We start from the raw sequence: 13555 nt of genomic DNA on the forward strand, positions 1-13555 counted from the left end.
TTAGATGTCTACCCATTCGGCGTCCTTCGCGTGGTCCTTGATGAACTCCTTTCGGGGTCCGACTGCGTCACCCATCAGGATGTTGAACATCCGGTCTGCGGCGGCGGCGTCCTCGACGTTGATTTGCTTGAGAACGCGGTTCTCTGGCTTCATCGTCGTCTCCCAGAGTTGGTCGGGGTTCATCTCACCGAGACCCTTGAATCGCTGGACTTGGGTTGGGTTGCCGTTGCACTTCTCTTCGATAATCCGGTCGCGTTCTGCCTCAGTCATCGCGTCGTAGGTGTTCCCACGGTAGCGAACCCGGTAGAGCGGCGGTTGGGCGGCATAGACGTAGCCTGCCTCGATGAGCGGGCGCATGTGCCGATAGAGTAGCGTCAACAGCAGCGTCCGGATGTGTGCGCCGTCAACGTCAGCGTCAGTCATCAGAATGATGCGGTGGTACCGCGCTTTCTCGATGTCGAACTCGTCGCCGATGCCTGCACCGATGGCGGTGATGAGCGCACGAACCTCGTTGTTCTCTAAAATTCGGTCGAGACGGTGTTTTTCGACGTTGAGAATCTTCCCGCGCAGGGGGAGAATCGCCTGAAACTTGCGGTCACGGCCCTGCTTTGCAGAGCCACCTGCGGAGTCACCCTCCACGACGAAGAGTTCGGACTCTGCGGGGTCGCGTGACTGACAGTCGGCGAGTTTGCCCGGCAGCGACGTCGATTCCAGTGCGGATTTACGTCGCGTCAGTTCTTCGGCCTGCTTTGCGGCCTTGCGGGCGCGGGCGGCCTCGACTGCCTTCGAGATGATTGCCTGTGCGGCGTCGGGATTCTCCTCGAAGTAGGTGCCGAGTTGTTGGTGAGTGATACTCTCGACGATGCCTCGGACTTCCGAGTTGCCGAGTTTCGTCTTCGTCTGCCCTTCGAACTGCGGGTCCGGGTGCTTGACGGAGATGACTGCGGTGAGGCCTTCGCGGACGTCCTCGCCGCGGAGGTTGTCGCCGTCGAGGTCCGACAGCATGTCCTCGGAGTTCGCGTAGTCGTTGACGACGCGCGTGAGTGCCGTCTTGAAACCAGTCAGGTGTGAGCCACCTTCGCGGGTGTTGATGTTGTTGGCGAAGGCGTGAATCGACCCTTGCAGTTCGTCGGTCGCCTGCATGGCGATTTCGACGGCGATGCCCTCGGACTCGTCCTCGTAGTAGATGACGTCGCGGTGGAGCGGCGTCTTCGTCTCGTTGAGATACTCGACGAACTCGCGGATACCGCCTTCGAAGAGGAAGGTGGACTCCTGTTCGGTTCGCTCGTCGCGGAGCGTGATTTCGACCCCAGAGTTGAGGAAGGCGAGTTCACGGAGGCGGTTTTCGAGCGTCGTGAAGTCGAACTCCGTCGTCTCGAAGATACCGTCGTCCGGCCAGAAGGTGATGGTCGTCCCAGTGTCTTCGTCGGGTTCGAGGTCGCGAACCTTCTCGAAGGCACCTTCGACGGGTTCGCCCTGTTCGAACGTATCGACGTAGACGCCGCCGTCGCGCTTGACCTCGACTTCGAGGGTCGTCGAGAGCGCGTTGACGACGGAGACGCCGACGCCGTGGAGACCACCAGAAACCTGGTAGGATTTGTTGTCGAACTTCCCGCCCGCGTGCAGAATCGTCATGATGACTTCGAGGGCTGGTCGGTCGTACTGTTCGTGTGTATCCACCGGGATACCGCGGCCGTTGTCGGTGACGCTGACGGACCCGTCTTCGTGAAGGGCCACTTCGATAGCGTCACAATACCCTGCTAGTGCTTCGTCAATCGAGTTATCAACGACTTCGTAGACAAGGTGATGAAGACCACGGGAATCGGTAGACCCGATGTACATCGCCGGACGCTTGCGGACTGCCTCAAGCCCTTCGAGGACTTGAATTTGTCCGGCCCCGTACTCGTTTTCCTGTGACATCTGAAGTGGCCTAGGATAGCGCGTCCCTTAAAGGCTCGCACGCGCGGGCGCGAACTACTTACTAAACAGTCGCTTTCCCGAAGTGTCGCTCGGCAACGTGCGTGTATTTCGGGTGACTCGGCGGCCATATTCACTTTCACTCCGGTGCCGGTGAGTTCTTAAATCGGGACTGGGTACAAGCGCCATAGGAAATGACGTCGTTCCAATCGACGCTCGGTGAGGAAGAGGGGATCGCAGAGGAGCTGGCGAAAGGCCAGCGAGAGATCTCCATCGCCGAGTTCTTCGAGAAAAACAAGCATATGTTGGGCTTCGACAGCGGAGCCCGCGGGTTGGTCACTGCCGTCAAAGAGGCAGTCGACAACGCGTTGGACGCCACAGAGGAAGCTGGAATCCAACCAGATATCTACGTTGAAATCTCCGAGGTGGGCAGTTACTATCGCCTCATCATCGAGGACAACGGTCCCGGCATCACCAAAGAGCAGGTTCCGAAGGTGTTCGGGAAGCTTCTGTATGGCTCGCGCTTCCACGCCCGCGAACAGTCACGTGGTCAACAGGGTATCGGTATTTCTGCGGCAGTTCTCTACTCCCAACTGACGAGCGGGAAGCCCGCGAAAATCACGAGTCGAACTCAGGGCTCCCAAGACGCGGAGTACTTCGAACTCGTCATCGACACGGACAAGAACGAACCCGAAATCCGCACCGCACGAACCACCTCGTGGGACCGCCCGCACGGCACGCGCATCGAAGTCGAGATGGAGGCCAACATGCGCGCTCGCCAGCAACTTCACGACTACATCCAGCACACGGCAGTCGTGAACCCACACGCCCGCATCGAACTTCGGGAACCCGGTCTCGAAGAGCCGATGAAGTTCGAGCGCGCGACGGACCAACTCCCACGCCAGACCAAGGAGATTCGCCCACACCCGCACGGGGTCGAACTTGGGACGCTCCTGAAGATGCTCAACGCGACGGACTCGTACTCTGTCTCTGGATTCCTCCAAGAAGAGTTCACTCGTGTGGGCGCAAAGACCTCCGAGAAAATCGTCAACTCGTTCCGCGACCGGCACTTCGGCCGCGAGATGACGTGGAAGACGCCAGCAAAGGGCCAAAACGAACTCGTCGCCGTCGTCGAAGACGCCGTTTCGAACAAAGGCCACGGCCCAACTTCCAAATTCGCCGAGGAACTGACCGACACCATCGTCGGCAAGGACCGAATCGCCCACGAGGAACTCGTGACTATCGTCTCGAACGTCGCAGTCAGCGTCGGCGAAGAGACGGACACCTCCTTCGGCGACACTGTACAGGAAAACGTCATCGAGGCAGTGTGGCCCGTCCTCTGTGAATCGCGCGAAGCGGACTTCTATGCCATCATCGACGGCGTGACCTCCACGCAGAAAGACGACGCCGGAAAGTCGTCGATGGCGCGCTCGCTTTCGACGCAGTTCGCCGAGACCACCGACGAGAAAGACCGTGCTTCGAGAGGTGACATCGAAGAGTTCGTTCTCTGGGCCGCAGAGCGTACCAAAGAACGCGAAGACGAGACCTACGGCGAGACGGCACAAGAGAAAGTCGTCGATGCGATTTGGTCGCGGATGCGCACCGTCTCGGACGACGTACCGACCGTTCGCGTCATCTCCGACGACCGCGACATCGCCCGCGACTTGCTCGAAGCGATGCGCGAAGCAGACATCCTCGCGCCGCCGACCGACTGCCTGTCACCCATTACCTCGGAACTGGTCGAAGCAGGCCTGAAAAAGGAGTTCGACGCTGACTTCTACGCCGCGGCAACACGCGATGCGGAAGTCCACGGCGGCGACCCGTTCATCGTCGAGGCCGGTATCGCCTACGGCGGCGATATCAAGGCCGAAGGAAAAATAGACCTCCTTCGCTTCGCAAATCGCGTTCCCCTCGTCTACCAGCAGGGGGCGTGTGCTATCACGCAAGTCGTGAAAGGAATTGGCTGGCGGAATTATGGATTGGACCAACCCGGCGGCAGCGGCATGCCGAACGGCCCGGCGGTCCTCATGGTTCACGTCGCCTCCACGAACGTTCCCTTCACGAGCGAATCCAAGGACGCACTCGCCGACGTGCCCGCGATTCGCGACGAAGTCGAACTCGCGATTCGCGAGGCCTCGCGCGAACTCAAATCCTACCTCAAGAAACGACGCTCGCTCCAGAAGCGTCGCCAGAAACAGGACGTTATCGGGCGCATCCTCCCGCAGATGGCGACGAAACTCGCCGAAGTCACCGGCAACGAGCAACCGAACATCGACGGTGCGCTCGCTCGCATCATGAACAACGTCAGTATCGAGCGAACGGTCGAAGACGGGACGGTCACGCTGTCGGTCAAGAACTATTCGAGTACGAACGAATCGCCCGACATCACGGAAATCGTCTCCGCAGAACCGGGTGGACTCAACGGCGAAGCGCAGGTGGTAGACCTCGACGGCGAGTGGTTCATCAAGTGGAACCCCGAGGTGTCGTCCGGTGAGACGGAGACGCTCACCTACACGGTCGAACAGGACACGTCGTTCGACATCAACGTCGATGGCGTCGAAGCTGAGAAACTCACGGTGAACACATAATGGCATCTAAAAAGCAGAACTCCGACGAACTCGCCCGCGAGCGACTCATCGACCTCGCGGCAGATTTCTACGACCAGTTCGTCGCGGGGGAGATTCCGACGATGGAACTCCCGACGCGGACGAAGAGCAACATCGAGTACGACGAGGATTCACACGTCTGGGTCTACGGCGACCGAACGTCCAAACGGTCTGCCAACAGCGTCCGCGGGGCACAAAAGCTCCTGAAGGCGACCTACACAATCGAATTCCTCGCCCGCCAACTGGACGAGGACCGCTCGTCCACCCTTCGTGAGTTGTACTACCTCTCCGAATCGTGGGACGCCAAGGACGCCCACTTCTCGAGCCAAGACGAGTCGAACCAACTCATCGAAGACCTCGAAATCGTCTCGAAAGTGACGCGTGAGGATTTCCACATGCGCCCGGAAGAGTCGGGTGCGAAACTCATGGGCCCACTCAAAATCCGCGAGCAGACGAACCGCGGTGACCGCGAGATTCACTGCCAACTGGACGTGGGGCAGGGCGGTTACCAGATTCCGAACAACCCAGACACTATCGAATTCCTCGAACACGACATCGACTTCGTGATGTGCGTCGAGACCGGTGGGATGCGCGACCGCCTCGTGGAAAACGGCTTCGACGAGGAGTACAACACGCTCGTCGTCCACCTCGGCGGCCAACCAGCACGCGCGACGCGCCGGATTACGAAGCGTCTCCACGACGAACTCGACGTTCCGGTCGTGGTCTTTACAGACGGTGACCCGTGGTCCTACCGCATCTTCGGGTCTGTCGCCTACGGGTCTATCAAGTCGGCCCACCTCTCGGAGTACCTCGCAACTCCGGAAGCGAAATTCGTCGGCATCCAACCGCAAGATATCGTCGATTACGACCTCCCGACCGACCCGCTGGCGGATTCGGACATCAACGCGCTCCAATCTGAATTAGATGACCCGCGTTTCATGACCGACTACTGGGAGGAGCAAATCGAACTCCAACTCGACATCGGAAAGAAGGCAGAACAGCAGGCACTCGCCGCACGTGGCCTGGACTTCGTGACCGACGAGTACCTGCCGACCCGTCTCGAAGAGATGGGAATTATCTGAGGTGGGACGTTTCCCGCTGGATTAGGGGTACAGTCCGTCTCCCCGGAACCCGTCGAAGAACCTGCTACAAATATCGTTTACTCGTTTTGGCTTCCGCGTCGCCAGTCCGTGGCCTTCGCCTTTGAACAGCGCGAGCGTCGAATCTTCGATGCCATCCTTGAGTTCACGCACACGTGGTTCGGGGAAGAGTCGGTCGCGGTCGCCCGCGACGACGAGCGTCGGTGCGTCGATGCCTCCGAGTATCTCTCGCGAATCGTGTTCGAGCGCAGCGGTAAGTGAGAGAACTACGTCGGCGGGGACTTCGGGCCGGAGGTCTACGAACTGCCCGGCGACGCGAATCATCGATGGGAGAACCTGTCGTTGATAGCCCGGTGCGGATTTGCGTTCCGTGTCGGCGATGACTTCGCTCCACTCGCCTTTACCGGCCATCGTCCGCCAGCGTTTTGCGAGTTCTTCGCCGTAGCCACCGAGCCGCGAGCCACAGGAGACGAGAATGACCGAATCGACGTAATCGGCGTAGTCGGCGGCGAGATACTGGGCGACGAGACCACCGAGTGAGACGCCAATCACGTCCGCAGGCCACAGGTCGTGTTCGTCGATGATAGTGGCGTAGGCCGCCGCCATATCTTGTGTCGTCGTTCCGGCGGGGATGTGACGGCGACGGCCGACGACCCACACATCGCGGTCCAGAAAGGCGCGATAGAGACCGGTGAGTGCCATCGCGGTTCCGCGGTTCGGTTCGTCGCGCTGGAGGGAATCGGAGAGGCCGGGGAGAATGACGAGCGGTTCGCCATCGGTGTCACCAAATCGGTAGTACGGCCGCCGACCATCGAGCATGCCGTAGTCGAGGTCCATGTAGCCACACACGCGGCGAAAACGCAAAACCGTTCTGCTGAGTGACACCTGTGCCGATAGACTACCCGGTTACTGCTGTGTCGGGTCGTCCAAGACGACTGGAATGCCGCGCTTGGCGATGTCGAGGACGAAGGCGTCTTCGTCGGCTTCGAGGATGGGAATCGTGTTGTAGTGGATGGGAAGCACGAGGTCGGGGTCTAATGCTTCGGCGAGGTCTGCGGCCTCGTGGCGGTCCATCACGACGGTGCCTCCGATGTTGGCGAGAAAGAGCGAGACTTCGAGGTGACGGAAGCCGTCGAGTGCGTCGGAGTCGCCGGGCCAGAAGATGGTTCGACCGCCGATAGAGACGTGGAAGGCACAGCCAAGGCCACGAGGGTGATAGGGTTCGCCGTTGTCTCGGAGGTGCGGGCCGTCGGGTTCGTTGTAGGCGGGGAGACTCCACACGTCCACCTCGTCGATAGTGAGGTGGGCTTCTTCGCCGATTCGGCGCGTGTCGTAGGGGAGTTCTTCGACCGGCACGACGTCGCGGTCGATGTTCGACGCATCGACGCCTTCGAAGGCGACGACAGTCGCCGCTTTGTCAGCTACCTGCTCGATAGCGTCGGAGTCGTAGTGGTGGTCGTGGGTGACCAAAATCAGGTCGCCGTCGCGGGCGTAGTAGTCGTCGAGGACGCCGTATCGACCGGGGTCGAGGTAGAGGACGTAGCCATCGGGCGATTCGATTCGGACGGTTGCGTAGCCGAGCCATGACACGTCGAGGCCGTCGTGTTTGATGGACATGTCTGCTAGTGTACTCGCCTGCGCAAAAAACGCGACTACTGCGACTCGATATTGCCTTACTGCGACTCGGCTAGTCGTTCGACGCGCTCCAACGAGTCGGCTGTTTCGGCGGTCTTGTCTTCACGAACCGAGATGAATCGCGGGAAGCGAAGCGCGTACCCCGAGGAGTAGGTCGGTGATTCCTGAATCTCTTCGTAGCCGACTTCGAAGACGACCGAGGGCCGAATATCGACTTCCTTGCCCGATTCGCGCTCGATTTCGGGTTCGAGTAATTCGGTGAGTTCGACGAGTTGGTCGTCGGTGATACCGGTTGCGACCTTTCCGAGTGTCTCGTACTCGCCGTCGTTGCGTGCCGAGAGGAGGAACGTCCCGAGGAACTTCGCGCGGCGGCCTTCACCCCACTCGGCACCCGTGACCACGAGGTCCAACGTCTCCACGTCGGGTTTGCGTTTCAGCCAGTTCTTCCCACGGTCCCCGGGCGAGTAGGACGCGTCGGGGTTCTTGAGCATGATTCCCTCGTGACCCATTTCGAGCGCATCGGCTTCGTAGGCCGCGATTTCGTCGGCGTCGTCGGAGAGCAAGAGGTCCGAAACTGCCTTCGAATCGTCACCAAGCACGTCGGCCAGGTGTTCGTGACGAGTGGTGAGTGGTTCGTTGAGCAAGTCCTCGCCCATTGCGTGCAAACAGTCGAACGCGCGGAGTTCGACACGAATCTCGTCGCGCATCTTCGCCACGTCGTGCTTGCGGCGGAATCGTTTGAGAATCTCTTGGAAGGGCAAGGGTTCGCCGTCGTCGTCGAGTGCGACGACTTCGCCGTCGAGAATCGCTGGCGAATCGACCGCCTCTTCGACGTATTCGACGACTTCGGGGAGCGCATCGGTCACGTCTTCCATGTTACGAGAGTAGAGCGAGACGGTTCCTTCGTCGTCTCGATGGACCTGTACGCGTGCGCCGTCGAATTTGGTCTCGACACCGACGGTTTCCCACGCTTCGAGCGCATCCGCGGCCGTGCCTGCTTGTGCGAGCATCGCCTGTACGGGACGACCGACTTCGAGATGAACCGATCTCAGTCCGTCTGCGCCCTCGTCACGGGCGAGCGCGGCGACCATCCCGTAGTCGTTCGAAACTTGGAGTGCGCGCGCGACGGTTGCGATGTGCCCGTCACGGCGCTCACGGGCCGCAGCGACCGCCTCGTCGTCTTCGTCGTCGTCGCGGATGGCGGCGGCGTCGTCCGAGTCAACGAGGAACGCCTCGGCGATTGCGTCGCGGACGCTCCCTTCGCCGACGCCGATACGCATCTCCGAGAGGACGAGACGAGCGAGATATCGTGCTTCGTCGGGGTCGGTTCGATTGAACAGACCGTAGAGGATTTTGAGCTTAGTATCTTCGCTTCCGGCCCCCGAGACGGCGGCGAGGTCACGCAGTTCACTATCGAGTTCGGCGACGGTCAGTCCGTCTTGGCCGCCCGCGCCGAAGGCAGCGAGTCCGCGCTGGCCGCCGAAGTCGTAGCTCGCGGCGACAGCGCCGATTTCACCGAGTTCGGCGAGTTTGTCTTCCACGTCGTCCGCAGAGACGTTCGGCCCGGCGGCGCGAGCGAGTGCTTCGTGGCAGAGGCGTGGCCCGATATCGAGCGTCGTCGAGTCCCACGCCGGAAAGACCCGACCTTGGACAAAGCGAACGACGGTTTCGAGGTCGGTTTCGGAATCAGAGAAGAGAGATGCAAGTAGCGACACCGTGCCGAGGTCTGCACTCTCGGCTTCGATTTCGGCCACGCGGTCGGCGAACTCGGCGAACTCCATCGGGCGACTGTATCGCCCCCCAGAGCAAAAGCCCCTCGACAATATTCGAAGGTGTGAAATTCACTCGCACAGGGTTCTTCTGCCGGGAAATTCAAGGGCTTTGGCGTCTCACCCCCGAGTATGAGCGACGACCTCGCCGGGCGCGTGAAAGACGTGCTCGCGGTCGACGCGGACCGGTTCGAAGCACAGGCAGCGGCGGACGCTGAAGTTGTCAAGCGCGAACTGCGCGATGGCACCTTCGACAACCACCAGTCGATTATCGGACTGGAGTACGAGTTTTACGCCGTTTCGGAGGCCCAGCGATACACCAACGGTGACGAGCCTTCGTACGCACTGACGCGGGTTCCTCGGCGGATGCTCGAACTCATGGGTTTCGAAAAGGAACTCGGCTTGCACAACGCCGAGATGACGACGAGCCCCCAACCGCTGAGTGCGCACGGCCTTCGCGCACAGGAATCAGAGGTTCGCGCCCGGCTACAGGCCGCGCTCGATTGCGCTTCCGCAGAGGGAATGCGTCTCGTCTCCGACGGTATGTGGACGATTCCACCGACCGGCGAGACCGCAGGCGAGTATCTCACCAACTCCATCTCCGACGACGGAGTGCGCCTCGCCACCAACATGACCGACTCGATGCGGTATCACGCGATGGCGAACAGTGAGACTGCGCCGGAGTCGTTCACGCTGGAGGCACCGCACGTCTCGCTCGATGCTGACACGGTGATGCCCGAGGCGCTCATCACGTCCATCCAGCCACACTATCAGGTCTCTCACGCCGTGGACCTGCCGCTGTTCTTCAACTACGCACTTCGAGCGGCCGGACCGCTGCTCGCACTCGGCGTCAACTCGCCGTTCTTCCCTGCCGACCTCTACGACGAGGACGCGACCGCCGAGGATATCCTCGAAGACGGCTGGGACGAACATCGTATCGCTGTCTTCGAGACCGTCCTCAACTCCGGTGGTCACGAGAAAGTAACCTTCCCCGACGACCTCGACACCATCGAGGATGCTGTCGAACGCGTCGCGGTCGATTCGACGCTCGTCCCCATGTCGGTCGGTCGCGGTGACCGCTTCGACGACGAGTTCGCAACCCTGCGCCGCAAACACGGAACCTACTGGAGATGGGTTCGCCCGGTCTTCGACGGCGCATCGCGCTCGTCGGCGAACGCCCGCATCGAGTTCCGCCCCATCGCCGCCCAGCCGACCGTCCGTGACTCTGTGGCCTTCCAAGCCGCCTTCGCGGGTCTGATGGAACGCCTGCCGCGACAGGACCACCCGGTCATCAACCTCGACTGGGAGACGGCAGACGAGAACTTCTACGCCGCCATGCGTGACGGCCTCGACGCCGACCTCTCGTGGATAGACGAAGACGGCAACGAAGTCAGCGGCATCAATATGTACCAAGACCTGCTCGTCCACGCCCGCGACGGCCTTCGACTCGCTGGCTGTTCCGAAGAAGAGGCCAACTACTACCTCGAACCACTCCGCAAGCGCGTCGAAACCGGCGTGACGCCCGCGGCGTGGAAACGCGCACGGGTTCGTGAACATCTGGACGATGGTGCAGATTTCGAAGACGCACTCCACGCGATGCAGCGCGAGTACGTCGAACAACAGTCCGAAACCCTGCTCGAAGGGAGCTTTTCGGACTGGTTCTAACGTCGCCGTCCGCTCTTTCTTGTCGCCTAGGCAACAACTTTGCGATCAGAACGCGTCTGTCGTGTATGATTTCTCGACGGACGCGAGCGCGCGCAGAGTTCGCTGTCGCGCTCTTCTCAGCACTCACGATACCATACAGCCGACGGAAACTGCGGAAACTCGACGACGAAAAACGAGCGCCGACACGCTACTCACCAAAGGGTATCGCACTCGGTTCTGTGTGGCAGATTGGGTATCTCTGGTCGTACGACCGCGATATCTGGAAGATTCGAACACGACGGCGGCGGCGGTTTTTGTGCCTTCTCTTCGGTGCGGGCGTTCGACGACTAGTGTTCCCGCGGACTGACGAATTCACCGAGGGCACTCGGTACGGACGAGTGCTTGGCATACTCTGTTACCGCTTCTGGTACGGGTTGTTGCGCCCGCTTCCGGGAACTGAAGACTAGACGAAAGAGTACTGCCGCTCTCGAATCACAGCGAAAACAGAGGAGAAATCGGCCTTATTCGAGGCCTTCGAAGTTCTGGTGGCGCGCGATGTCGACGCCGTCTTCGGTGACGACTGCGATGTTGATGCCGTTCCCGGAGGCGAGGTCACGCTCGACTGCCGAGCGGATGGCCTTCGTGGCGACCTGCTTTGCTTCGTCGATAGTTAGGTCGTCGCTGAACTCTTGTTCGAGTACACCGAGGGCGTACTGGCTACCGGAGCCGGTGACCGTGTACTCCTCTTCGAGAATCGACCCGGCGGGGTCGATGCTGTAGATGTGTGCGCCGTCTTCGTCCACGCCGCCGAGGATGGGCTGGACCACGTAGAAGCCGCCCGAGCGGAGGAAGTTGCCGACGAGTGTCGAGAGCGCGGTCATGCTCATGTTCTCGCCGCGGCGGGCCTCGTACAGGCGAACTTCTGCGCGGAGCGAACTGATGAGCGACTGGGCGGCCGAGACGGAGCCTGCGATGGTCAGTGCGGCCGTCGGGTGGATTTCTTCGACCTTCTGCACGTCTTTCGAGGACACCATGTAGCCCAAGCTTGCGCGCATGTCGGTCGCGAGAACGACGCCTTCGGCGGTTTTGATACCGACCGTGGTCGTTCCGGTCTTCGTTTCTTTGTCACCGAGGTTCTCGGCGCGGCGCTCGGCGTGTGGGAACTCGCCGAGTTCCGGGCCGAACACATTCGAGTGGTCGCCGTTCAGCGAATCGAGACGGCCAGAGAACTCGTCGTGAGTCGGGGTACGCATTATCTGGGATTGCACTTCGGCGCTGATAAATGCAACCCTTCACCTCTCCATTGCCGGGGTTCCGTCGGTTGATGTCACTCAGGGCTGGCTTGAGACGCGAGTAAAAACGCTCACTGTCGAGTTACTGTACAGATGCGCGTTCGTATGCGCCGCCAGTCACCTCGACGAGGCGGCGAATCGGGAGGGTAACGCCGACGCGACGGGCGGCGAGGGCGATTGGGAGTAGGGCGATTCCAGTGGCGACCGAAAGTTGGTACGCGGCGAACAGGACTGGGCGGGTTAGGCGGTGTTTCATACCGTTGTCCTCGCCTGGGTCTCGAGTTGGGGGTGAATATAAACTTTATGCCCTCGCCTAAATTCAGATGGCGACGCAGTCTATCGTTTTTCGAAAATGAGTCTGTAACTGGTCTCATCAGACCGCAGGCGTTTCAGTTCCTATCACAAGCCGAGTGCATTAGCATAACTTATGACGATAATCGAGATGGCCTGCTGACGCCGTGCGCGTTCATGTCCACGCGCGAAGACAGTCGGGAAAACGCGATTATTGGTCCACACAAAACGTGTCTGCAACTCTCTACCACCCGCCCGTCCGAACCACAAGACACGAAACCCCGCGGGTGCGTAGAGTGTGTATGTCGAATTATCTCGTCGCTATGGAAGCGGCTTGGCTCGTCCGAGATGTCGATGGTATCGACGACGCAATCGGTGTCGCGGTCAGCGAGGCCGGAAAGCGACTCAATCAGAAGAACAAAGAGTACGTCGAAGTCGAAATCGGTTCGACGCCGTGTCCGGCCTGCGGTGAACCGTTCGACTCTGCATTCATCGCGGCGAACACTGCGCTCGTCGGCCTGCTCCTCGAAATCAAGGTGTTCAACGCAGACGGCGAAAAACACGCCTCTCGTATCGCAAAGAGCGAAGTCGGTGGCGCACTCCGCGACGTGCCGCTCGACGTCATCGACGTACTCGAATTCGAATCCGAAGACGACGAGTAATCGAGGAGAAACCTTTTTCATAACCGTGGGTTATTTCCACGGTATGGAACTCCCCACGCCACAGGATTTGCGGGAACGCCGCAAATCACTCGAACTAACGCAGAGTTCGCTCGCCGATATGGCGGGCGTCTCACAGCCGCTCATCGCTCGTATCGAGGGCGGCGACGTGGACCCGCGGCTTTCGACGCTTCGTCGTATCGTCGAAGCCCTGGACGAAGCGGAGGGCCGTATCGTTCGTGCCGCGGATATCATGCACACCACCGTCGTCAGCGTCGAACCCGACGACTCCGTGCTCAACGCACGCGATATGATGCTCGAGGCGGGCTTCTCGCAGTTGCCCGTCATCCAAGATGGTCGGCCCCTAGGCATCATCTCGAACGCCGATATTCGCCACGTACAGGAAGATAACGTCGCCGAGCGCCCGGTGAACGAAGTCATGTCCGAGAGTGTAACGACAGTCGAACCCGAGACGACGCTGGACGAAATCGGCGTCTATCTCGACCACAACTCGGCGATTCTCGTGGTCGAAAGTGGTTCGACAGTCGGCATCATCACCGAAGCCGACATCGCCGCCCACATATAACTTATTCTCAGCGACGAACGACGACGGGCGTCTCGCCCCCTCGACCGAAAAGCAGA

General features: G+C 60.4%; 12 protein-coding genes. 6 read left to right on the top strand and 6 right to left on the bottom strand.

What is annotated here, in order from left to right; all coding sequences use genetic code 11:
• Entirely contained in the window at positions 1–1920 is a 1920-nt protein-coding gene (gene gyrB / locus ACK509_RS00880; protein WP_410764578.1) for a DNA topoisomerase (ATP-hydrolyzing) subunit B, read from the bottom strand.
• A gap of 191 nt (positions 1921–2111) precedes the next feature.
• On the opposite strand from gyrB, the gene ACK509_RS00885 reads away from it, so the two are divergent.
• A complete protein-coding gene (locus ACK509_RS00885; RefSeq protein ID WP_410764579.1) occupies positions 2112–4505 on the top strand; it encodes a DNA topoisomerase VI subunit B in 2394 nt (797 codons plus the stop codon).
• Complete coding sequence (locus ACK509_RS00890; protein WP_410764581.1) at positions 4505–5605, top strand: DNA topoisomerase IV subunit A; 1101 nt, start codon at positions 4505–4507, stop codon at positions 5603–5605. Before ACK509_RS00885 ends, ACK509_RS00890 begins: the two co-directional genes overlap by 1 nt.
• 21 nt (positions 5606–5626) lie before the next feature.
• Here ACK509_RS00890 and ACK509_RS00895 read toward each other — a convergent pair whose 3' ends face one another.
• From ACK509_RS00895 to ligA, 3 genes are all read right to left on the bottom strand, one after another.
• Positions 5627–6460, bottom strand: coding sequence for an alpha/beta fold hydrolase (locus ACK509_RS00895; protein ID WP_410764583.1), 834 nt, complete (start codon positions 6458–6460; stop codon positions 5627–5629).
• Positions 6461–6529: 69 nt separating this feature from the next.
• Positions 6530–7240 (bottom strand): MBL fold metallo-hydrolase, encoded by a 711-nt coding sequence (locus tag ACK509_RS00900; RefSeq protein WP_410764584.1) that lies wholly within the window; start codon positions 7238–7240, stop codon positions 6530–6532.
• Between the two features lie 56 nt (positions 7241–7296).
• Positions 7297–9039: an ATP-dependent DNA ligase LigA gene (gene ligA / locus ACK509_RS00905; protein ID WP_410764585.1), complete on the bottom strand. Its 1743-nt coding sequence runs from the start codon at positions 9037–9039 to the stop codon at positions 7297–7299.
• Between the two features lie 120 nt (positions 9040–9159).
• On the opposite strand from ligA, the gene ACK509_RS00910 reads away from it, so the two are divergent.
• On the top strand, positions 9160–10692 hold the full coding sequence (locus ACK509_RS00910) for a hypothetical protein (RefSeq protein ID WP_410764587.1): 1533 nt from the start codon (positions 9160–9162) through the stop codon (positions 10690–10692).
• 65 nt (positions 10693–10757) lie between these two features.
• Positions 10758–11138 (top strand): hypothetical protein, encoded by a 381-nt coding sequence (locus ACK509_RS00915; protein ID WP_410764588.1) that lies wholly within the window; start codon positions 10758–10760, stop codon positions 11136–11138.
• A gap of 54 nt (positions 11139–11192) precedes the next feature.
• Here the strand turns inward: ACK509_RS00915 and psmB are convergent, their stop codons facing one another.
• Together psmB and ACK509_RS00925 are read right to left on the bottom strand one after the other, a co-directional pair.
• Positions 11193–11924, bottom strand: coding sequence for an archaeal proteasome endopeptidase complex subunit beta (gene psmB / locus ACK509_RS00920; RefSeq protein WP_410764591.1), 732 nt, complete (start codon positions 11922–11924; stop codon positions 11193–11195).
• Positions 11925–12045: 121 nt separating this feature from the next.
• Positions 12046–12219 (bottom strand): hypothetical protein, encoded by a 174-nt coding sequence (locus ACK509_RS00925; RefSeq protein WP_410764593.1) that lies wholly within the window; start codon positions 12217–12219, stop codon positions 12046–12048.
• 337 nt (positions 12220–12556) lie between these two features.
• On the opposite strand from ACK509_RS00925, the gene ACK509_RS00930 reads away from it, so the two are divergent.
• Together ACK509_RS00930 and ACK509_RS00935 are read left to right on the top strand one after the other, a co-directional pair.
• A complete protein-coding gene (locus tag ACK509_RS00930; RefSeq protein WP_390222869.1) occupies positions 12557–12916 on the top strand; it encodes a DUF555 domain-containing protein in 360 nt (119 codons plus the stop codon).
• A 43-nt stretch (positions 12917–12959) separates the two neighbouring features.
• Positions 12960–13499, top strand: a complete 540-nt coding sequence (locus tag ACK509_RS00935; protein ID WP_410764595.1) for a CBS domain-containing protein — start codon at positions 12960–12962, stop codon at positions 13497–13499.
• The last annotated feature ends 56 nt before the right edge of the window (positions 13500–13555 follow it).

The organism is Haloferax sp. DFSO60 (assembly GCF_046557615.1).
Taxonomy (GTDB): Archaea; Halobacteriota; Halobacteria; order Halobacteriales; family Haloferacaceae; genus Haloferax.

Coding starts and splice junctions, on each gene's coding strand:
- gyrB (WP_410764578.1), bottom strand. CDS start 1,920: ATGTCACAGGAAAACGAGTACGGGGCCGGACAAATTCAAGTCCTCGAA.
- ACK509_RS00885 (WP_410764579.1), top strand. CDS start 2,112: ATGACGTCGTTCCAATCGACGCTCGGTGAGGAAGAGGGGATCGCAGAG.
- ACK509_RS00890 (WP_410764581.1), top strand. CDS start 4,505: ATGGCATCTAAAAAGCAGAACTCCGACGAACTCGCCCGCGAGCGACTC.
- ACK509_RS00895 (WP_410764583.1), bottom strand. CDS start 6,460: ATGGACCTCGACTACGGCATGCTCGATGGTCGGCGGCCGTACTACCGA.
- ACK509_RS00900 (WP_410764584.1), bottom strand. CDS start 7,240: ATGTCCATCAAACACGACGGCCTCGACGTGTCATGGCTCGGCTACGCA.
- ligA (WP_410764585.1), bottom strand. CDS start 9,039: ATGGAGTTCGCCGAGTTCGCCGACCGCGTGGCCGAAATCGAAGCCGAG.
- ACK509_RS00910 (WP_410764587.1), top strand. CDS start 9,160: ATGAGCGACGACCTCGCCGGGCGCGTGAAAGACGTGCTCGCGGTCGAC.
- ACK509_RS00915 (WP_410764588.1), top strand. CDS start 10,758: ATGATTTCTCGACGGACGCGAGCGCGCGCAGAGTTCGCTGTCGCGCTC.
- psmB (WP_410764591.1), bottom strand. CDS start 11,924: ATGCGTACCCCGACTCACGACGAGTTCTCTGGCCGTCTCGATTCGCTG.
- ACK509_RS00925 (WP_410764593.1), bottom strand. CDS start 12,219: ATGAAACACCGCCTAACCCGCCCAGTCCTGTTCGCCGCGTACCAACTT.
- ACK509_RS00930 (WP_390222869.1), top strand. CDS start 12,557: ATGTCGAATTATCTCGTCGCTATGGAAGCGGCTTGGCTCGTCCGAGAT.
- ACK509_RS00935 (WP_410764595.1), top strand. CDS start 12,960: ATGGAACTCCCCACGCCACAGGATTTGCGGGAACGCCGCAAATCACTC.